Here is a 763-nt window from a genome sequence, read left to right as displayed (position 1 = left end):
TTTAAGCTGATGCGCGGCGGCGTTCAACTTCAGTAGAAGGCGCACCTTCAACGTCTTTCACTAATTCAATGTCAAATTGAATATGTTTGAACGCACCTTTCAGACCACGACGAGCAATTTCAGCTTCATCAGTTACATCTACAGCAGTTGCCACTAAGCCATCACGCGTTGCAAATGCAAAGTCATCCCAAAGGTATTCATCACCTTCGATGTTGAACTGCGTAGTTAATTTACGGTAGCCAGGCGCAGTGACGAAGTAATGCACGTGTGAAGGGCGGTTACCGTGACGACCAAGTTTGTCTAATACAAACTGAGTTGTACCTTCTGGTGGGCAGCCATAACCTACAGGCATTGTGGTTAATGCTGTATATTGACCTTGTGCATCCGTGAAGATCGTACGACGTAAGTTGAAGTCAGATTGAGACTTATCAAAGAACGAGTAGTTACCTAAGCTGTTTGCATGCCAAACTTCAACTTTAGCGCCTTCAATGATGTTACCTTCAGTATCTTTAACGATACCTTCAATAATCAAAGTTGGGATTTTGCCTTCTTCAGAACCATCATCCATACGTGCAAAACCAACTGATTCTGGTGCACCAGCGACATACAATGGACCTTCAATTGTACGTGGAGTACCACCTGTAATACCTGCTTGAGCATCTTTCTCATCTGCACGTAAATCAAGGAAATGCTCAAGACCTAAACCAGCAGCCAAAAGACCTAATTCGTTTGCTTGACCAGCATCAGTAAAGTACTCAAGACC

General features: G+C 43.8%; 1 protein-coding gene. It reads right to left on the bottom strand.

Annotated features, from left to right (window positions below):
• Nucleotide 1: 1 nt before the first annotated feature.
• Nucleotides 2-763, bottom strand: a 762-nt coding sequence (catA, locus tag AC1M87_RS14740; protein ID WP_481594116.1) for a catechol 1,2-dioxygenase, incomplete at its 5' end; no start/stop codon positions are given.

Source organism: Acinetobacter sp. 24-47-62 (assembly GCF_056779765.1).
This window is presented reverse-complemented; position numbering and strand designations above follow the sequence as displayed.